This is a genomic window from Variovorax xiamenensis (genome assembly GCF_050916385.1).
Lineage (GTDB): Bacteria > Pseudomonadota > Gammaproteobacteria > Burkholderiales > Burkholderiaceae_C > Variovorax.
Genome location: NZ_CP139038.1, coordinates 3,067,770 through 3,086,616, shown reverse-complemented (window position 1 = coordinate 3,086,616; position 18,847 = coordinate 3,067,770). Strand labels below are relative to the sequence as shown.

Genomic DNA, 18,847 nt, shown 5'->3' with positions numbered 1-18,847 from the left:
CCTGGGGGCGCTTGTTCAGAAGGATGAAAGGAGTAGGCGCTGCAGGCACGCGGGCAGATGCAACGCAAGGCCGGTCTCGGGCGACCGGCGCGGCCCTCGGGCCGTCAGGCGCGATTGTAATCCAGCCCCCAGGCCTGCAAAGCCTGGACGAGGTCGGCCGGCAACGCCGAGCGGAACTCCAGCGACGCTTGCGTGACGGGATGCACGAAGGCCAGCCTGAATGCATGCAACGCCTGGCGCGACAGCCCTGCGGCCGGCGCGCCGCCGTAGAGCGCGTCGCCCACCAGCGGATGCCCGATGGATGCCATGTGCACGCGGATCTGGTGGGTCCGCCCGGTTTCGAGCGTGCAGCGCACGGCGCAGCCTTCGGCGTTGCTGTCGAGCCGCTCGATCAGCGTGCGCGCCGTCTTGCCGGCATTCCGCTCGAGATCGACCACCGCCATGCGCAGCCGGTTGCGCGGATCCCGCCCGATGGGTGCGTCGACATGGCGCGCCGACGCCCCTTCCCAATGCCTGTGGCCGATGGCCAGGTATTGCCGCTTGACCTCGCGCGCGGCGATCAGCGCCACCATCGCGTCCATGGCGGCCCGGGTGCGCGCCACCACCATCAGGCCGCTGGTGTCCCGGTCGAGCCGGTGCACGATGCCCGCCCGCGGCAGCAGCACGGCCTTGGGGTCGAGCGCCAGCAGGCCGTTCAGGAGCGTGCCGCTCCAGTGGCCCGGCGCCGGGTGCACCACCAGGCCGGCGGGCTTGTCGACGATGCGCAGGTGCTCGTCCTCGTACACGGTGACGATGTCCATCGCCTCGGGCCGGAAGGCCTGGCTCTGGGGCGTGGGCCGCAGCTCGATGCGGCCGGCCTGCCCCGCCTTGACGTGGGCCGAGGCCTTGGTGACCGTGCGCCCCTGCAGCTCGACGACGCCGGCCTCGATCAGCTGCTGCAGGTAGCTGCGGGAAAACTCGGGCACCAGCGCGGCCAGCGCGCGATCGAGCCGCTGGCCGTGCTGGGCGGGGTCGATGACGAAGGGCCGCTGCTCGCTGGGCTCGACCGGGTCCGCGCCCTCTTCGTGCTCGGCCACCTCCGCGCTGTCGGGGATATTGCCCAAAGGGTCGGTCGATATAATTGAGGGCAACTGTTTCACGAAAGCCGTATGTGATGTTTCGCGCCAAATTATCGGTCCCCGCCTGGATCGCGCTCAGCGCGGCGGCTCTGCTGGCAGCAGGCTGCTCGTCGACTCCCTCCGCCGACAAGACCGCCACCTGGAGCCCCAACCGCATCTACTCCGAGGCCAAGGACGAGGCCGGATCGGGCGCCTACGACAAGGCTATTCCGCTCTACGAGAAGCTCGAAGGCCGCGCAGCCGGCACCCCGCTGGCACAGCAGGCACAGCTGGAAAAGGCCTACGCCCAGTACAAGTCGGGTGAAAAGGCGGCCGCCATCGCCACCGTCGACCGCTTCATGAAGCTGCACCCGGCGAGCCCGGCACTCGATTACGCGCTGTACCTCAAGGGCGTGATCAACTTCAACGACGACCTCGGCATGTTCGCGTTCCTGACGCGCCAGGACCTGTCGGAGCGCGACCAGAAGGCCGCCAAGGAGTCGTTCGAGGCGTTCAAGGAGCTCGCCACGCGCTTCCCCGAATCCCGCTATGCCCCCGACGCGCGCCAGCGCATGAACTACATCGTGAACTCGCTCGCGCAGTACGAAGTTCACGTGGCGCGCTACTACTACACGCGCGGCGCCTACCTGGCGGCCATCAACCGGGCCCAGGTCGCGCTGGCCGACTACCGCGAAGTGCCGGCGCTCGAAGAAGCCCTGTACATCATGGTCAAGTCGTACGACGCCCTCGGCATGAAGGACCTGCGCGACGATGCGCAGCGCGTGCTGACCACCAACTATCCGCAGAGCACCTACCTCGCGAACGGCTTCAAGAGCAAGGAAGACCCCTGGTGGAAGGTCTGGTAAGACCGCACGACACCAGACCGGCGGGGCAGCAAGTGCCCTGCCGGGGTTTCCCGATCAGTTCTTGAGCATCTCCAGCGCGGCGTCGAAATCGGCTTCGTTTTCGAGTCTTCGCATCGGCGGCAAGGCCGCCAGCAGCCGGCGACCGTAGCCCATCGCCACCAGCCGCGTATCGCAGATCGCCAGCACGCCGCTGTCGGTCTCCCGGCGAATCAACCGCCCCGCCCCCTGCTTGAGGGCCACTGCCGCCTCCGGCAGCGAATAGTCGGCAAACGAACTCCGCCCTTGCGACTCCAGGCGCTGCGAACGCGCCTCGACCAGCGGATCGTTGGGCGGCGGAAACGGCAGCTTGTCGATCACCACCAGCTGCAGCACGTCTCCCGGCGCGTCGAACCCTTCCCAGAACGAGGCCGATGCCACCAGCACGCAGCCTGCGCGCCCGGCGCTCGCGCCTTCGCGGAAGCGGTCCATCAGCACGCGCTTGGGCAGCTCGCCCTGCACGAGCACTTCCGGGCGCATCTGCCCGTCGAGCAGCTCGAAGCGCTGCCTGATCTCATCGCCGATGGTGCGCAGTGCGCGCAGCGTGGTCGTCAGCACCAGCGTGCGCCCCCCCAGCTCCGCCGCGCCGCGCGCCGCCAGCTGCGCAACGCGCTGGCTGTGCGAGGGATCGTTGGGCTTGGGAAAGGCGCGCGGCACATAGAGCGCGGCCTGGGAGGCGTAGTCGAAGGGACTCTGCACGCGCAGCACTTCGGCATCCTGAAGGCCACAAGGCTCGGTGAACCAGCGCAGCGTGGGCTCGTCGCCCAGCGTGGCCGAGGTGAAGACCCAGGCGCGGCCGCCCTCTTCCTGCGCGGCGCCTGAGCGCGCCGGCTGTTCGCCGTAGGCATCGAGACTGTCCTCGTCGTCGACCCCGGCCTCGTCAGCTTCGTCGGCGATCTTGAGCACCCGCTTGCGCATCGCGTCGGCGATGTCCAGCGGCGACTCGATGAGCCGCAGCTGCGTACCTACGTCGACCCAGCGCACGGAATCGACTTCGCACGGCAAGGCGAAGCGCGCCGTGCGCTTGGCAAGCTGCCGAGCCCGCTCGTGAAGCCGCACGAAGTCGGGCGAGATTTCGCTGACGGTGTCCAGCCCTTCCGCCGCGGCCTGGAATGCATGCAGCAGTTCATCGAGCGCACCCTGCCATGCGGTCGGATCGATGCCCTCGGGCGAGGCTCCCAGCCAGCGCAGCTTGGCACCGGGCCATTGCTTGCCGACCACCAGCCGCAGCTCGCGCGCGGCCCGCTCGGTCGCGGACACCAGTTGCTGCCAGTCGACAAGCCCACGCGCGTGCTGCAGGCCCGCGGCCAACATGTCGCGCGCGAAATCGAGCGCCTGCCCGCTGCCGAGCTGCGCGCCGAGGAACTGCACCCCGGTCTCGTTGAGCTGATGGGCTTCGTCGAACACCACCACGCTCACAGTCGGGAGCAGCTCGGCCATGCCGGTCTCGCGCACCGCGAGATCGGCGAAGAAAAGATGGTGGTTGATGACGACGATGTCCGCCGCCAGCGCCTCGCGCCGCGCCAGGTTGACGTGGCAGGGCTTGAACTGCGGGCATTGGGCGCCCAGGCAGTTCTCGCGCGTGGAAGTGATCAGCGGAATGAGCGGGGAACGCTCGTCCAGCCCCGGCAGCTCGGCCAGGTCGCCGGTGCGCGTGGCCTTCGACCATTGCTCGATCTTGGCGAGCGTGCGCAGGCTACCGCGCTCCGGCAGGGAGGCGTCGTGGCGCGCCATGTCGAGCCGGTGCAGGCACAGGTAGCTGGCGCGCCCCTTGAGGAGCGCCGTGCGCACCGGCAGGCCGAAGGCCTCGACGAGGCGTGGGAGGTCGCGGCCGAAGAGCTGGTCCTGCAGCGTCTTGGTGGCAGTGGAAAGCAGCACGCGCTCGCCGCTGAGCAGCGCCGGCACGAGGTACGAGAAGGTCTTGCCCACGCCGGTGCCGGCCTCGACCACCAGCACGCCGCCGTTGTCGATGGTGCGGGCCACGGCCATCGCCATCTCGGTCTGGCCCGAGCGCTCGCGGAACTGCTCCGCGGCGCGCGAAAGGCCGCCGTCCTGCGCGAAGGCGTCGCGCACCTTGTCTTCGAGCGCACCCGTCACGCCGGCTCTTTCGGATCGAGGATGTTTTCCAGGCGGGCGATCTGGTCGCGCAGCGCGAGGCGGCGCTTCTTCAGGCGCCGCAGCAGCAGCTCGTCCTGCGGCGAGCCTTCGGCCAATCGGTCGATGGTGGCATCGAGGTCTGCGTGCTCGATGCGCAGTTCGATCAGCTGGCGGGAAAGGGAGTGAAGATTGGAGTCCAACGGTGGGGAGCGCACGCGCGGTTTTCGTGTCGCTTGTTCATTCGATAATACGTCCTGACACGAATCTCCGAGAAGACAGGAACTCGCGCTTCAGGCGCATATCGCTTCATGACCCAAGGCTTTCGACTCGCAGCGGCCACCGGACTCCACAAGGGAGACCGCCCGTACCAGCAGGACCAGGTGCTGCTGATGAGCCATCCGCGCGTGCCCGGCTGCGTGCTGGGCGTGGTGGCGGACGGCATGGGCGGGCGCAGCGGCGGACGCAAGGCCTCCGACCAGGTGCTCATGACGGCACGCCAGCTCTTCACGCGCTACCAGCCCGGCAAGGAAGACCCCGAAGCACTGCTGAAGCAGATCCTCGAGGACTCGCACACGGTCATAAAGCTCACCGCAGTTTCCGCCGAGCAGGAGCCGCACAGCACGATCGCCGCCTTTCTCATGAACCCGAAAGGCGACTGCGCCTGGATCCACGCCGGCGACTCGCGCATCTATCACTTCCACGACGGAGAGCTCCTCAAGCGCACGCGCGACCACTCGTACGTGCAGGTGCTGATCGACCGAGGACAGATCACCGAGGCCGAGGCCAACATCCACCCGCAGGGCAACATCCTGCTGGGCTGCCTGGGCATGACGACCACCCCGCCGCCCATCGACCCCTACTACATTCCGAAGATGGCGCCGGGCGACCTGCTGATGGCCTGCAGCGACGGCCTCTGGCACTACTTCAGCCCCGAGGAGCTGGCGAGCGTGCTGTATGCGCAGCCGCCGCGCGACGCGGTGGAAATCCTGGTGGGCGAGGCCCGCCGCCGGGCCAGGGGCACGGGCGACAACATCTCGATCGCCGTACTGAAGCTCGACCCGCTCCCCGCTGCCGCCGCCTGAGCGCGGGCGGCAGGACAGGGGCGTTTCAGAGGCTTTTTCTCAGGGCTTGGCCGGCTCGGCCGGCGGAGGCGGCAACGGCGCCCCGCGCGGCTTGTCGCGCGCGGCGTTGCTCCGCTCGCGATCGGCCTTGTGTTCGGCCGCGCGCCGCTGCTTCTCCTCGAAGCGCCTGACGGCTTCGGGTGCCTCGGCGCGACGCTGGGCGGCCTTGGCCTGCTCGTCGGCGTGCGCCTGCTGCTTGGACTGGAACTGGCGCTCGCGCTCGGCCGCCTCGGCCGCGGTGGAAGCACGGCTGGCCGCATGGTCGGCGGCGCGCTGTTCGCGGTCCTTCTGGTTCTGGATCGACTGCTGCTGCTTCTCGGGCGTGTCAGCCGGACGCTGAGTGCCAGCCTTCTGGTCGAGCTTCTGCAGCTCGGCCGCGCCGCTGCGCTGGCGCTGGATGTCGTTGATGGCGGTTTCCTGCCGCTTGATGTTGTCGGTGTCCTTGCGGTGACGGCCGCGGCTCTCGCGCAGGCAGTCCTCCACCGCGAATTTCTTGTAGCAGGCGGCCCGCTCCTCGACGAAGCGCTTCTCGATGGCCTCGCGCTCGGCCGACAGGCGGCGCTTTTCAGCGTCGAGGTCGGCACTGCCCGCCGCGGCGTTGGACTGCGCCCAGAGCGGGAGACTGGCCAGCGCCATGAACAGGGCAAGAACGATTTTTTTCATGTGAGTCGGGTATCGACAACGCGGCGTTCCAGGGCAAGGAACTCGCTCGATTGCATTTCGGTGAGCCGGGAGACCGTGCGCGGAAACTCGTGCGACAGCGGGCCCTCGGTGTACAACGCCTCCGGCGGAACCTCAGCCGACATGATGAGCTTGCATCGCCGGTCGTACAAGACGTCGACCAGCCACGTGAAACGACGTGCTTCCGAGGCCATGCGAACCGGCATGTGCGGCACGTCGGACAGCAGCACGGTGTGGAACTGGCTCGCGATCTCGAGATAGTCGTTCTGCGAGCGCGGACCGCCGCACAGCGTCTTGAAGTCGAACCAGACCACGCCGCCGGCCTTGCGCAGCGCACGGATCTCGCGCTGCTCGATGTGCAGCACCGGGTTCTCGTCGGCCGTCTCCGCCAGCTTCTCGAAGGCCTTGCGCATTTCCTTCTCGGCCGCCGCGTCGTTGGGCGTGAGGTACATGCGCAGCTGCTCCAGCGTGCGGCGCCGGTAGTCGGTGCCGTTGTCCACGCTCAGCACCTCGAGCTTCTCGTTCAGCAGCTCGATGGCGGGCAGGATGCGGTCGCGGTGCAGTCCGCCCGGATACAGGTCGTCGGGCTTGAAGTTCGAGGTGGTCACGAAGCCCACGCCGTTGTCGAACAGCGACACCAGCAGCCGATGAAGAATCATCGCGTCGGTGATGTCGGCCACGTGGAACTCGTCGAAGCAGATCAGCTTGTAGCGCTTCGAGATGCGCAGCCCCAGCTCGTCAAGCGGGTTGACCGTGCCCTGCAGCTCGCGCAGCTCGCGGTGCACCTCGCGCATGAACTCGTGAAAGTGCAGGCGCGTCTTGCGCCGCAGCGGCACGGCGTTGAAGAACAGGTCCATCAGGAAGCTCTTGCCCCGTCCGACGCCACCGTACATGTAGACGCCGCGCGGAAGCTCCGGCCGGTTGATGAACTTCTTCAGCGCATTCGAGCGCTGGGCCTTGTACTCGGCCCATTCGCTGGCGCAGCGATCCAGCGCCTCCACGGCGCGCAGTTGCGCGGGATCGCTCTTGAACCCGCGCGCAGCGAGTTCCGCCTCGTAGGCCTGTTTGACGCTGGTCAAAAGATCGGTGAGATCAGAAGTTCAGCGTGCGCTTGTCCACGGCGAGTGCCGCTTCCTTCGTAGCTTCCGACAGCGACGGGTGCGCGTGGCAGATGCGCGCGATGTCCTCGGCGCTGGCCTTGAACTCCATTGCCACGACGGCTTCGGAGATCAGTTCGCTGGCCTGCGGGCCCACGATGTGCACGCCCAGGATCTCGTCGGTCGCGGCGTCGGCCAGGAACTTGACCATGCCGGTCGTGTCGCCCAGCGCGCGTGCGCGGCCGTTCGCGAGGAACGGGAAGGTGCCGGCCTTGTAGGCGCGGCCCGAGGCCTTGAGCTGCTGCTCGGTCTGGCCGACCCACGCGATCTCGGGGCTGGTGTAGATCACCCACGGGATCGTGTTGAAGTTGACGTGGCCATGCTGGCCGGCAATGCGCTCGGCAACGGCAACGCCCTCTTCCTCGGCCTTGTGCGCCAGCATAGGGCCGCGCACCACGTCGCCGATGGCCCAGACGTTGGGCAGGCTGGTCTTGCACTCGTCGTCCACGGCGATGGCGCCGCGCTCGTCGAGCTTCAGGCCCACGGCTTCGGCGTTCAGGCCGATGGTGTTGGGCACGCGGCCGATCGACACGATCAGCTTGTCGACTTCCAGCGTCTGGGCTTCGCCCTTGGCGTTGGTCCAGGCAACGCTCACGCCCTTCTTCGACGACTTGATCTCGCCGACCTTCACGCCGAGCTCGATCTTGAGCTTCTGCTTGTCGAAGGCCTTCTTGGCTTCCTTGGCGATCTGCTCGTCCACCGCGCCGAGGAAGGTCGGCAGTGCTTCGAGCACCGTGACTTCCGCGCCGAGGCGACGCCACACCGAGCCCATTTCAAGGCCGATGACGCCCGAGCCGATCAGGCCCAGCTTCTTCGGCACCGCGCCGATGCGCAGCGCGCCGTCGTTCGAGAGGATGTTCTCCTCGTCGAACGGCGTGCCCGGCAGCGCGCGGGCGTTGGAGCCCGTGGCCACGATGATGTGCTTGCCGCTGATCAACTCTTCGGCAGCGCCCGTCACCTTGATCTCGTAGCCGGTCTCGTCGGTCTTCACGAACGAGCCACGGCCATGGAAGAAGCTGATCTTGTTCTTCTTGAACAGGTACAGGATGCCGTCGTTGTTCTGCTTCACGACCTGGTCCTTGCGGGCCAGCATCTTGTCGATGTCGAGGCCCAGGCCTTCGACCTTGATACCGTGGTCGGCGAAGTGGTGGCCGGCCTGCTCGAAGTGCTCCGACGATTGCAGCAGCGCCTTGGAAGGAATGCAGCCGACGTTGGTGCAGGTGCCGCCCGGTGCGGGGCCGCCCTTGCCGTTCTTCCACTCGTCGATGCAGGCGACGTTGAAGCCGAGTTGCGCGGCGCGAATGGCCGCGATGTAGCCGCCGGGGCCGCCGCCGATGACGATCACGTCAAATTGTTTGGACATAGGTTCTTTCGTAATCCTGTGTACCGCCTCCGATCAGGGCCGCGCGAAGCGCAGGCCTGTTCGGGGCACCCGCGGAACCGGCTTTGCCGGGCCGCCGGGTGCGCCCCCCCGAGGGGGGAGGCGGCTACACGAAGTGAGCAAGCAACGGGGGTGGGTCAGATATCGAACAGCAGGCGCGACGGATCTTCCAGCGCTTCCTTCATGGCGACCAGGCCCAGCACGGCTTCGCGGCCGTCGATGATGCGGTGGTCGTAGCTCATGGCCAGGTAGTTCATCGGGCGGATCACGATCTGGCCGTTCTCGACCACTGCGCGGTCCTTCGTGGCGTGCACGCCGAGGATGGCCGACTGGGGCGGGTTGATGATCGGGGTCGAGAGCATCGAGCCGAAGGTGCCGCCGTTCGAGATGGAGAACGTACCGCCGGTCATTTCCTCGATGCCCAGCTTGCCGTCCTGGGCCTTCTTGCCGTATTCGGCGATCTTCTTCTCGATGTCGGCGAAGCTCATCTGGTCGGCATTGCGCAGGATCGGCACCACCAGGCCGCGCGGCGAACCGACGGCGATGCCGATGTCGAAGTAGCCGTGGTACAGGATGTCGTTGCCGTCCACCGAGGCGTTGAGCACCGGGTACTTCTTGAGTGCGTGCACTGCCGCCTTCACGAAGAAGGACATGAAGCCGAGCTTCACGCCGTGTTCCTTGGTGAAGCTGTCCTGGAAGCGCTTGCGCAGCTCCATGACGGGTGCCATGTTGACTTCGTTGAAGGTCGTCAGGATGGCGTTGGTCGACTGCGACTGGATCAGGCGCTCGGCGATGCGGGCGCGCAGGCGGCTCATCGGCACGCGCTGTTCGGGGCGCTCGCCCAGGTCGGGCGCGCTGGTCGGAGCGGCGACCTGCGGCAACGCGGGCTTGCCGGCAGGCACGGCCACGGTGGCGGCGACCGCTGCGGCGGGCTTTGCACCCGAAGCGACGGCGGCGAGCACGTCGCCCTTGGTCACGCGGCCATCCTTGCCGGTGCCGGCCACGTCGCCGGTCTTCAGGTTGTTGTCGGCCAGCAGCTTGGCGGCGGCGGGCATGGCCACGTCGGCCTTCGAGCCGCCGGTGGCGGCAGCAGCGGCTGCGGCCGGTGCTGCAGCAGGCGCAGGTGCCGCGGCGGCGGGAGCCGCTGCCGGAGCGGCCGCGCCGGCCTTGCCTTCGGTGTCGATCTTGGCGATCAGCTGATCGGCCACCACGGTGGCGCCATCGGGCTGGATGATTTCGGCCAGCACGCCAGCCGAAGGCGCGGGCACTTCGAGCACGACCTTGTCGGTCTCGATCTCGATCAGGATTTCATCGACGGCGACGGCTTCGCCGGCCTTCTTCTTCCACGTGAGCATGGTGGCTTCGGCCACGGATTCGGAAAGCTGGGGGACTTTGACTTCAACGATAGACATTTGGAGTGAGCTCCGATTTGTTCTTCAGGGTATTCGTGTGAAAGAGGACTGGTTTTACTTGGTCAGCACGAAGCCCTTGAGCTTGCCGAACGCGCCATCGACGAGCGCCTTCTGCTGTTCCTGGTGCAGGTGCGAGTAGCCCACCGCCGGCGATGCCGAGGCGGCACGGCCGGAGTAGCCGAGCTTCTGGCCTTCCTGCATGTTTTCGTGGATGTAGTGCTGCACGAAGAACCAGGCGCCCTGGTTCTGCGGCTCGTCCTGGCACCAGACCACGTCGACGAGATTCGGGTACTTCTTGATCTCGGCGGCGAATGCCTTGTGCGGGAACGGATAGAGCTGCTCGACGCGGATGATCGCCACGTCGTCGGCTTCCTTCTCCTCGCGCTTCTTGGCCAGGTCGTAGTAGACCTTGCCCGAGCAGGCGATCAGGCGCTTGACCTTCTCGGCCTTCAGGTCGCGGCTGTCGGGAATCACGGTCTGGAAACCGCCCTTGACGAACTCGGACAGCGGCGAGGTCGCGTCCTTGTTACGCAGCAGCGACTTCGGCGTCATGATGATCAGCGGCTTGCGCAGGCTGCGCACCATCTGGCGGCGCAGCACGTGGAAGATCTGGCTGGCCGTGGTCGGCTGCACGATCTGCATGTTGGCGTCGGCGGCCAGCTGCATGAAGCGCTCCAGGCGCGCCGAGCTGTGCTCGGGGCCCTGGCCTTCGTAGCCGTGCGGCAGCATCATGGTGATGCCGTTGACGCGGCCCCACTTCACTTCGCCCGAGGCGATGAACTGGTCGATCACCACTTGCGCGCCGTTGACGAAGTCGCCGAACTGAGCTTCCCAGATCACCAGGGTGTTCGGGTCGTTCGAGGCGTAGCCGTATTCGAAGGCCAGCACCGCTTCTTCCGAGAGGATGGAGTCGATGACGACGAACGGAGCCTGGTTGTCGGCCACGTTCTGCAGCGGCACGTAGGTGCCTTCGTCGAACTTCTCGCGGTTCTGGTCGTGCAGCACCGCGTGGCGGTGCGTGAAGGTGCCGCGGCCCGAGTCTTCACCCGACAGGCGCACCGGGTAGCCGCTGGCCACCAGCGAGGCGAAGGCCATGTGCTCGCCCATGCCCCAGTCGACGTTGACGTCGCCACGGCCCATGGCTGCGCGGTCGTCCAGCACCTTCTTCACCAGCGGATGCACGGTGAAGCCTTGCGGCACGGTGGTGATCTTCTCGGCCAGGCGCTTCCACTCGGTCGTGGGGATGGCGGTGTCGCCGGCGTCGGTCCACTTCTTGTTGAGGAAGGGGCTCCAGTCGACGGCGTACTTGCTCTTGAAGTTGGTCAGCACCGGGTCGATGGTGTGCTTGCCCGCGTCCATGGCGGCGCGGTAGGCCTTGACCATGTCGTCGCCGAGCGTCTCGCCCAGGCCTTGCGCGGCCAGCTTGTCGGCATACAGGCGGCGGGTACCGGGGTGCTGGGCGATCTTCTTGTACATCAGCGGCTGGGTGAGCGAGGGGGTGTCCTGCTCGTTGTGGCCCAGCTTGCGGTAGCAGACGATGTCGACGACCACGTCCTTGTTGAATTCCTGGCGGAACTCCAGCGCGAGCTGCGTGCACAGCACCACGGCTTCGGGATCGTCGCCGTTCACGTGCAGCACCGGCGCGTCGATCATCTTCACGATGTCCGTGCAGTACAGCGTCGAGCGGCTGTCGCGCGGGTCGCTGGTGGTGAAGCCGATCTGGTTGTTGATCACGATGTGGACCGTACCGCCGGTGTAGTAGCCGCGGGTTTCGGCCAGCGCCAGCGTTTCCATGACCACGCCCTGGCCGGCGAAGGCCGCGTCGCCGTGCACGAGCACCGGCAGCACCGAGTCGCCTTCCTTGTCGCCGCGGCGGTCCATGCGCGCGCGCACGGAGCCTTCGACGACCGGGTTCACGATTTCGAGGTGGGAGGGGTTGAAGGCCAGCGACAGGTGCACCGGGCCGCCAGGGGTGCTGACGTCGGAGCTGAAGCCCTGGTGGTACTTCACGTCGCCGCTGGGCAGCTCTTCGGGGGCGGTGTGGTCGAACTCGGCGAACAGGTCGGCGGGCATCTTGCCCAGCGAGTTCACCAGCACGTTCAGGCGGCCGCGGTGGGCCATGCCGATCACGATTTCCTGCACGCCCTTCTCGCCGGCGCGGTTGATGAGCTCGTCCATCGCGACGATGAAGCTCTCGCCGCCTTCGAGCGAGAAGCGCTTCTGGCCGACGTACTTGGTGTGGAGGAAGCGCTCCAGGCCTTCGGCCGCGGTCAGGCGGTCGAGCACGCGCTTCTTCTGCTCGGTGTTCAGCTTGGGATTGGTGCGGGCGCTCTCGAGCTTCTGCTGCCACCAGCGCTTGTGGTTCTGGTCGGTGGTGTACATGTACTCGGCGCCGATGGTGCCGCAGTACGTTTCGCGCAGCGCGTTCAGCAGGTCGCGCAAGGACATGGTGTCCTTGCCGAAGAACGTGTTGCTGGTGTTGAACACCGTCTCGAGGTCCTTGTCGGCGAAGCCGTAGAACGAGGGCTCGAGTTCGGGAATGGACTGACGCTCGGCGCGCTTGAGCGGGTCGAGGTCGGCCCAGCGGGCGCCGACGTTGCGGTAGGCGGCGATCAGCTGCTGGACCGCGGTGCGCTGGCGGCCGAGCTCGGAGTCGGCACCGCTGGCCTGCACGACCTTGGTCGTGCCCTGCTTCGCGAGTTCGGCGAAGGCGTTGATGACCGGCTGGTGGGGGACGTCGCGGGTGTTGGTGCCGTCGGCGGCGGGGACGTTCTGCAGCGCGTCGAAGTACGAACGCCAGTTGTCGGGCACGCTGCCGGGGTTGGAAAGGTAGTTCTCGTACATCTCCTCGACATACGGCGCGTTGCCGCCGAAGAGGTACGTGTTGCCTTGATAGGCGGTGTACGCCGTGGGCGTAGAAGAATCGCTCATGATCCGCTGACCTTCGCTTCCCTGAGGGAAGCACTAGCTGGTTTAAGAAACCTTCCGCGACACGGCTGAACCGATTGGCGGATGCGACTGTGGCTGGGGAAGGGCCTGAGTACCTTGGCATTGTGCCACGTCAACCATATGACGGTCCAACCGGGCTTCGCAACCCCTCCTGTTGCTCATTCCCCGCTCATTCAGGCAGAAGTGAGTAACTGTTTGATCTGCTGCAGGGTGGCGGGGTCGTCGATGGTGGTCAGGTCGCCGGGGTCGCGCTGCTCGCAGACGGCCTGGATGGCCCGCCGCAGCAGCTTGCCGCTGCGGGTCTTCGGCAGGCCAGAGACGAAGCGCACGCGGGCCGGCCTGGCCAGGGCACCGAGCTGGTCGGCCACCACCTTCATGATCTCGCCTTCGAGCCGGAGGGCCGCATCGGCGTCGGCCACGGCCTTGCCGTCCTTCGGCACGACGAAGGCCATCGCGACCTGCCCTTTCAGCGCGTCGGCCACGCCGACCACCGCCACCTCGGCCACGTTGGGGTGGCCCGAGATGCTTTCCTCGATCTCGCGGGTGCCGAGGCGGTGGCCCGCCACGTTGATCACGTCGTCGGTGCGCCCGAGGATGTAGAAATAGCCGTCCTCGTCGCGAATGCCCCAGTCGAAGGTCGAATAGACCATCTTGCCGGGCACGCTCTTCCAGTAGGTGTTGACGAAGCGCTCGTCGTCCTTCCACACGGTCTGCATGAAGCCCGGTGGCGTCGGCCCCTCGACCACGACCACGCCCTTCTCGTTCGCGCCGGTGAGCTCCTCGCCGGTGGACTCGTGCAGTATCCTGATGCGGTAGCCGTACATCGGCACGCCGGGGCTGCCGAACTTGCTGGCCTTGGCCTCGACGCCATTGGCGATGGTGATCATCGGCCAGCCTGACTCGGTCTGCCAGTAGTTGTCGATGATCGGCACGCCCAGGCCCTCGCTGATCCAGCGGGCGGTGGGCTCGTCCAGCGGCTCGCCGGCCAGGAACAGTGCGCGCAGGGTCGACAGGTCGTACTTCTTCAGCAGCACCGGATCCTGCTTCTTGAGCACGCGCACCGCCGTGGGCGCGCTGAACATCACCGTCACCTTGTATTTCTCGACGAGGCGCCACCAGATGCCGCCGTCGGGCTCCCGGTCGAGGCCCTGCGTGGGCAGGCCCTCGTACATGATGGTCGCCATGCCGGCGATCAGCGGGCCATAGACGATGTAGCTGTGCCCCACCACCCAACCGATGTCGCTGGTGGAGAAATAGGTTTCCCCCGGCCGCCCGTCGAAGATGTGCTTCATGCTCGCCGCCAGCGCGACCGCGTAGCCGCCCACGTCGCGCTGCACGCCCTTGGGCTTGCCGGTGGTGCCGCTCGTGTAGATGGTGTAGCTGATGTCGGTGGATTCGAGCCAAGTGCAGGGCACCTTGGCGTCGATGTGCTTGCGGCGCAGCTCGGCGGCCAGATGGTCGCGGCCGGGCGTCAGGTCCATCGGCGCAAGGCCCCGATCGGTGAGCAGTACGGCCGAGGGCTTGTGCTTCGACAGCCGGATCGCCTCGTCCAGCAGCGGCTTGTATGCGATGACCTTGTTGCCGCGCGAGCCGGCATCGGCGCTCACGATCACCTTCGGCTCGGCGTCCTCGATGCGCGTGGCCAGCGAGCCGCTGGCGAAGCCGCCGAACACCACGCAGTGGATGGCGCCGATGCGCGCGCAGGCCAGCATCGCGAAGGCGGCCTCCGGAATCATCGGCATGTAGATGAGCACGCGGTCGCCCTTGCCCACGCCTAGCTCGACGAGGCTGGCGGCGGTGCGCTGCACCTCTGCGTGCAGCTCGGCGAAGCTGTAGCTCTTCTCGACGCCGGTCTCGGTGGAAACGAAGACCAGCGCCGGCTGGTCGCCCCGCCCTGCAAGGTGCCGGTCGACGGCGTTGTGGCAGAGGTTGGTCGTGCCGCCCACGAACCATCGCGCGAAAGGCGGCTGGCTGGCGTCGAGGATCTGTTGGGCGGGCGTGTGCCAGTCGATCAGCTTCGCCTGCTCGGCCCAGAAGGCCTCGGGCGCGTCGACGGATTGGCGATAGAACTCTTCGTAGCGGCTCATCTCGGTTTGTCTCCTGTTATTCGTTCCGTTCCGGCTGGCGCCAAAACTGAATTCATAATTATGGAGACCGATCTTGCAGCAAGCTGACAGCCGGGGCAAACCCGGCTTTCCCCTGCCGCCCCGGTTACCGGATGAGCGCGAGCACCTCGGGAAACGCGGGATGTTCCGCGGTGCGCAGCCACTCGAAGCCGACCATCTCGGTCGTCACGAGTTCGGCGCCGGCCCCGGCGAGGCGGTCGAAGGCCGCATCGCGGTTGCGCTCGTTGCGCGAGCCGCAGGCGTCGGTGACGACCCAGACTTCGAACTCGTCTTCCAGCAGGTCGAGCGCCGTCTGCAGCAGGCAGACATGGGCTTCGCAGCCGGCGATCACGATGCTGTTGCGCTCCTCGGCGGCTTGCTGCGGCTTCTGCAGATGCTTGGGCAGGCTCCGCGCATTGCCCTGCGGCGCCTTGGCCGGCACGCGCAACCACTCGCCCAGGCCCTCCTCCACGCCGCTGAAATGCATCTTCGACAGGGTGCGCTGGCACTGCGCGCGGATGTCGGGCAGGTTCTGGCCCAGCTTGGAGGGGTTGTGCTCGGTGCCCCACACCGGCACCTGCAACAGCTTCGCCATCTTGCCGAGCCGCACGGCGTTCTGCGCGACCGCTTCTCCCTCGAAGATCGCCGGCATCAGGCGCTCCTGGTAGTCGACCAGGACGAGTTGGGATTGCGAGACGTCGAGCAGCATGAACGGTTTCTTTCTTTCAGGAATCGGTTGAATCGGGCTGAACCGTACCACCGAAAAGACCGGGTTGGCGGGCGCCACCATCGACGCGCTGCACCAGTTGGGCCATATAGGCCTTGAACAGTGCGTCGGCCGACTGCCTGAACATGCGGATGCGCCCCGTGTGCTGCATCAGCAGCAGGCCGACGCCATGCGCGAAGAGCGCGGTGTTCTCGCGCAGGGCGGCGTCCGCGTCGAGCCCCATTTCCTGCAGTGCCTCTTCGCAGGGGCGCAGGGCCTGATAGAGATGATCGTTCAGCTCGTGGTCGAGCTCGCTGGTCAGGCCGCGCGGGCGCATGCCCTGCACCAGATAGAAGCCCAGGTCGAGCTCGCGCGGATTCGCAGCGTAGAAGTCGAACCACGCCTGGGCTCGCGCGGCCAGCGCCCGACCCGGGCCGTCCTGCGACACGGAGGCCTCGGCCACGGCCGTCTGCAGCCGCTGGATGGACTCGTCGAGCAGCGCCGCGTAGATGGCTTCCTTGCTCTCGAAGTACGAATAGATGGCGCCCGGCGTGTAGCCGGCCTTTTTTGCGATCTCGCGAACGCTGGCGCCCTCGATGCCGGCCTCGAGAAAGATCGCGCGGGCAGCGTCGAGCACGAGCGCACGGCGGGCGTCGCTGAGCGCCTGACGGCGCTGGGTCCTGGCTTCCATGGGCGGGACTATAGCTCCCGATTGATCACGAATCCAATTTTCTGATCGTTGATTGAAAATTTGAACAGTGTTTAAATTCAAGCAAAACCACCCGACCAGGAGACAGACACGATGAACGCCCCGCTCCCCGGCTCCACCCTCATGTCCGGCGCCGACTACCGCGAATCGCTGCGCCGCTACAAGCCCAACGTGTTCGTCGACGGCCGCCGCGTCGACAGCGTGGCCGACGAGGCCGCCTTCCAGCCCGGCATCAATGCCATCGCCCTCACCTACGACTACGCACTGAAGAAGGAATACGAGCCCTTGATGACCGCCGTGCAGCACACCAGCGGCAAGCGGGTCAACCGGCTCTCCCACATCAACACGAGCGCGGGCGACCTGCTCAACAAGCTAGAGGCCGTGCGGCTGGTCTGCCAGGAAACCGGCTGCGCCCAGCGCTACCTGACGCACGACGCGCTCAACGCCATCGCCCAGGTGTCGGCCCGCATCGACGACGCCCGCAGCGGCACCGAGCACACGGCGCGCTTCCACGAATACCTGCACCGCGTCCAGGACCAGGACCTGACGCTCGGCGTCGCCATGACCGACGCCAAGGGCGACCGCAGCCGCCGCCCGCACGAGCAGGCGAACGTCGACAGCTATCTGCACGTCGTCGAGCGCAATGCGCGCGGCATCGTGATCTCGGGCACCAAGGCCATCGTGACCGGGGCGCCCTATGTGCACGAACTGCTTGTCATGCCTTGCCGCAACATGGGCCGGGAAGACGCCGACTTCGCCGTTTGCTGCGCCGTACCGCTGGATGCGCCGGGCCTCACCATCGTCGCGCGGCCGGCGGGCCGCCCCGGCGAAAAGCTCGAGCACGGCGACGCCCTGTTCAGCCGCAAGTACGGCCAGAGCACCGGCGTGTGCATGTTCAACCGGGTCTTCGTGCCATGGGAGCGCGTGTTCTACGCGGGCGAGTGGGAACACTCCGGCCACCTGACCTACAGCTACGCCACGCACCACCGTCACAGCTGCATCGGCGCGCGCGCCGGCTTCGGCGACCTGCTGATCGGCGCGGGTGCGCTGATGTGCGAGGCCAATGGCTTCGACCCTGGCAAGGAAAGCCACCTGCGCGAGCAGATGGTCGAGCTCATCACCATCACCGAGAGTTTTTTCGCCTGCGGCGTGGCGGCCAGCGTGTACGGCAAGGCCGACGAGCACTGCGAGGTGTTCATGACCGACCCGGTATTCAGCAACATCGGCAAGCTGCTGCTGGCCACGAAGATCTACGACATGCACCGCATCGCGCACTACGTGAGCGGCGGCCTGATCGTCACCCTGCCCGGCCCCGACGAAGACCACAACCCCGAGACCGCCGCGCGCCTGTCCGATGTGCTGCGCGCCAACCCCGCCATTCCCTACGAGCAGCGCATCGAGACCGCCCGCTTCATCGAGGACCTGACAGCCGGCTACCAGGGCGGCTGGTACAGCGTGATCAGCCTGCATGGCGGCGGCTCCCCCGCGGCGATGAAGCAGGAGATCTGGCGCAACTACCCGGTGGGCTCCAAGGTGGAACTGGTCGAACGCATCCTCGAGCGCGGCATCGCAGCCGACGGCTCGCCCGCGGCCGCGCCGCACGACCCGGCTCGCGCCATCACCCGCAACCGCCAGCCCGGCAGGTGCTGCGACACCGGCTGCACCACGCCGGGCCAGGCCGTGATGGTCGACCTGCCCGTCTCGCGACGCGCCTAGACTCCGGCGGATGAAGCTCTTCTTCTCGAAACGGCTCTGCCTCGCCGCCCTGGGAATAGGCGCAGCCTTCCTCGTCACGGCCTGCGGCGCCGTGCGCAAGCCCGCGGTGCCGATGACGACCTTGCTCGAGAAGAGCAGTTGCGCACGCGGCAATGTCGACACGCTGCTGGTCATGCTTCCCGGCGCGTATTCGACGACCGACGAATTCGAGCGCGAAGGCTTCGTGCGCGCGGTCAGCGAGAACCGCATCGCGGCGGACGTGATGCTGGTCGACGCCCACCTCGGCTATTTCAACAACAAGACCATCCTCGACCGCCTGAGCGCCGACGTGGTGGCGCCGGCGCGCAGCCGGGGCTACCGCCACATCTGGTTCATCGGCATTTCCCTCGGCGGCTTCGGCGGAATGCTCTATGCGCAGACGCACCCCGGCGACCTTGCAGGGCTTGTGACGCTGGCCCCCTACCTCGGCGAGCGCGCGCTCGCCACGGACATCGCCAATGCCGGCGGCCTCGCCAAATGGAATGGGCCGCTCACAGACCCGGCCAGCGAGCCTCCCCGAACGCCCAACGAAACGCAGCTCTGGCAATGGCTGCGCGGCTACGCGGGTTTCACGAACACGGCGGGCGCCCGGCCGCCGCTCTATCTGGGCTTTGGACTGGACGACCGCTTCGCCTTCAGCAACCGGCTGCTGGCGGGCGCACTGCCGCCGGAGCGCGTCTTCACGACCGAAGGCGGCCACGACTGGCCCGAGTGGAACCGGCTCTGGCGCCGCATCCTGCCGACCCTGCCGCTGCCGGGCTGCCCCGGCTGAGCG

At 67.1% G+C, this 18,847-nt stretch carries 15 protein-coding genes; 4 read left to right on the top strand and 11 right to left on the bottom strand.

From position 1 onward, the window contains the following. Positions 1–104 precede the first annotated feature (104 nt). A complete protein-coding gene (locus SFB74_RS13885; protein WP_432731374.1) occupies positions 105–1,103 on the bottom strand; it encodes an RluA family pseudouridine synthase in 999 nt (332 codons plus the stop codon). Positions 1,104–1,153: 50 nt separating this feature from the next. Here SFB74_RS13885 and SFB74_RS13880 point away from each other — a divergent pair, with 50 nt between their 5' ends. Further along, complete coding sequence (locus SFB74_RS13880; protein ID WP_432731373.1) at positions 1,154–1,963, top strand: outer membrane protein assembly factor BamD; 810 nt, start codon at positions 1,154–1,156, stop codon at positions 1,961–1,963. A gap of 54 nt (positions 1,964–2,017) precedes the next feature. Here the strand turns inward: SFB74_RS13880 and SFB74_RS13875 are convergent, their stop codons facing one another. Both SFB74_RS13875 and SFB74_RS13870 read right to left on the bottom strand, forming a co-directional pair. Further along, complete coding sequence (locus SFB74_RS13875) at positions 2,018–4,096, bottom strand: ATP-dependent DNA helicase (protein WP_432731372.1); 2,079 nt, start codon at positions 4,094–4,096, stop codon at positions 2,018–2,020. Then, the gene (locus SFB74_RS13870) at positions 4,093–4,296 is read right to left on the bottom strand and encodes a YdcH family protein (protein WP_093201587.1); all 204 of its coding nucleotides are present in this window, start codon (positions 4,294–4,296) and stop codon (positions 4,093–4,095) included. Before SFB74_RS13870 ends, SFB74_RS13875 begins: the two co-directional genes overlap by 4 nt. A gap of 108 nt (positions 4,297–4,404) precedes the next feature. On the opposite strand from SFB74_RS13870, the gene SFB74_RS13865 reads away from it, so the two are divergent. Then, on the top strand, positions 4,405–5,178 hold the full coding sequence (locus tag SFB74_RS13865; protein WP_126018808.1) for a PP2C family protein-serine/threonine phosphatase: 774 nt from the start codon (positions 4,405–4,407) through the stop codon (positions 5,176–5,178). Positions 5,179–5,217: 39 nt separating this feature from the next. Here the strand turns inward: SFB74_RS13865 and SFB74_RS13860 are convergent, their stop codons facing one another. From SFB74_RS13860 to SFB74_RS13825, 8 genes are all read right to left on the bottom strand, one after another. Further along, positions 5,218–5,880: a hypothetical protein gene (locus tag SFB74_RS13860; protein ID WP_432731371.1), complete on the bottom strand. Its 663-nt coding sequence runs from the start codon at positions 5,878–5,880 to the stop codon at positions 5,218–5,220. Beyond that, positions 5,877–6,977 carry a cell division protein ZapE gene (zapE, locus tag SFB74_RS13855; protein ID WP_432731370.1) on the bottom strand — a complete coding sequence of 367 codons (1,101 nt, stop codon included), beginning with the start codon at positions 6,975–6,977 and terminating at the stop codon, positions 5,877–5,879. The genes SFB74_RS13860 and zapE overlap by 4 nt, the downstream gene beginning before the upstream one ends. 13 nt (positions 6,978–6,990) lie before the next feature. Beyond that, entirely contained in the window at positions 6,991–8,418 is a 1,428-nt protein-coding gene (lpdA, locus tag SFB74_RS13850) for a dihydrolipoyl dehydrogenase (protein WP_432731369.1), read from the bottom strand. A gap of 155 nt (positions 8,419–8,573) precedes the next feature. Next, positions 8,574–9,848, bottom strand: a complete 1,275-nt coding sequence (gene odhB, locus SFB74_RS13845) for a 2-oxoglutarate dehydrogenase complex dihydrolipoyllysine-residue succinyltransferase (RefSeq protein WP_432731368.1) — start codon at positions 9,846–9,848, stop codon at positions 8,574–8,576. Positions 9,849–9,902: 54 nt separating this feature from the next. After that, positions 9,903–12,779, bottom strand: a complete 2,877-nt coding sequence (locus tag SFB74_RS13840; protein ID WP_432731367.1) for a 2-oxoglutarate dehydrogenase E1 component — start codon at positions 12,777–12,779, stop codon at positions 9,903–9,905. A 191-nt stretch (positions 12,780–12,970) separates the two neighbouring features. Next, complete coding sequence (locus tag SFB74_RS13835) at positions 12,971–14,884, bottom strand: propionate--CoA ligase (RefSeq protein WP_432731366.1); 1,914 nt, start codon at positions 14,882–14,884, stop codon at positions 12,971–12,973. A 124-nt stretch (positions 14,885–15,008) separates the two neighbouring features. Further along, complete coding sequence (locus SFB74_RS13830) at positions 15,009–15,611, bottom strand: isochorismatase family protein (RefSeq protein WP_432731365.1); 603 nt, start codon at positions 15,609–15,611, stop codon at positions 15,009–15,011. Between the two features lie 16 nt (positions 15,612–15,627). After that, positions 15,628–16,299 carry a TetR/AcrR family transcriptional regulator gene (locus tag SFB74_RS13825; RefSeq protein ID WP_432731364.1) on the bottom strand — a complete coding sequence of 224 codons (672 nt, stop codon included), beginning with the start codon at positions 16,297–16,299 and terminating at the stop codon, positions 15,628–15,630. 111 nt (positions 16,300–16,410) lie between these two features. On the opposite strand from SFB74_RS13825, the gene SFB74_RS13820 reads away from it, so the two are divergent. Continuing rightward, complete coding sequence (locus SFB74_RS13820) at positions 16,411–18,033, top strand: 4-hydroxyphenylacetate 3-hydroxylase family protein (RefSeq protein ID WP_432731363.1); 1,623 nt, start codon at positions 16,411–16,413, stop codon at positions 18,031–18,033. Between the two features lie 10 nt (positions 18,034–18,043). Beyond that, positions 18,044–18,844, top strand: coding sequence for an alpha/beta hydrolase (locus SFB74_RS13815; RefSeq protein ID WP_432731362.1), 801 nt, complete (start codon positions 18,044–18,046; stop codon positions 18,842–18,844). Positions 18,845–18,847: the final 3 nt, after the last annotated feature.

Excerpts from the sequence above, each read along its gene's own strand:
- SFB74_RS13830 (WP_432731365.1), bottom strand. The coding sequence starts at position 15,611 with ATGCTGCTCGACGTCTCGCAATCCCAACTCGTCCTGGTCGACTACCAG.
- SFB74_RS13815 (WP_432731362.1), top strand. The coding sequence starts at position 18,044 with ATGAAGCTCTTCTTCTCGAAACGGCTCTGCCTCGCCGCCCTGGGAATA.
- SFB74_RS13835 (WP_432731366.1), bottom strand. The coding sequence starts at position 14,884 with ATGAGCCGCTACGAAGAGTTCTATCGCCAATCCGTCGACGCGCCCGAG.
- SFB74_RS13865 (WP_126018808.1), top strand. The coding sequence starts at position 4,405 with ATGACCCAAGGCTTTCGACTCGCAGCGGCCACCGGACTCCACAAGGGA.
- SFB74_RS13825 (WP_432731364.1), bottom strand. The coding sequence starts at position 16,299 with ATGGAAGCCAGGACCCAGCGCCGTCAGGCGCTCAGCGACGCCCGCCGT.
- SFB74_RS13880 (WP_432731373.1), top strand. The coding sequence starts at position 1,154 with ATGTTTCGCGCCAAATTATCGGTCCCCGCCTGGATCGCGCTCAGCGCG.
- SFB74_RS13860 (WP_432731371.1), bottom strand. The coding sequence starts at position 5,880 with ATGAAAAAAATCGTTCTTGCCCTGTTCATGGCGCTGGCCAGTCTCCCG.
- odhB (WP_432731368.1), bottom strand. The coding sequence starts at position 9,848 with ATGTCTATCGTTGAAGTCAAAGTCCCCCAGCTTTCCGAATCCGTGGCC.
- lpdA (WP_432731369.1), bottom strand. The coding sequence starts at position 8,418 with ATGTCCAAACAATTTGACGTGATCGTCATCGGCGGCGGCCCCGGCGGC.
- SFB74_RS13820 (WP_432731363.1), top strand. The coding sequence starts at position 16,411 with ATGAACGCCCCGCTCCCCGGCTCCACCCTCATGTCCGGCGCCGACTAC.
- SFB74_RS13840 (WP_432731367.1), bottom strand. The coding sequence starts at position 12,779 with ATGAGCGATTCTTCTACGCCCACGGCGTACACCGCCTATCAAGGCAAC.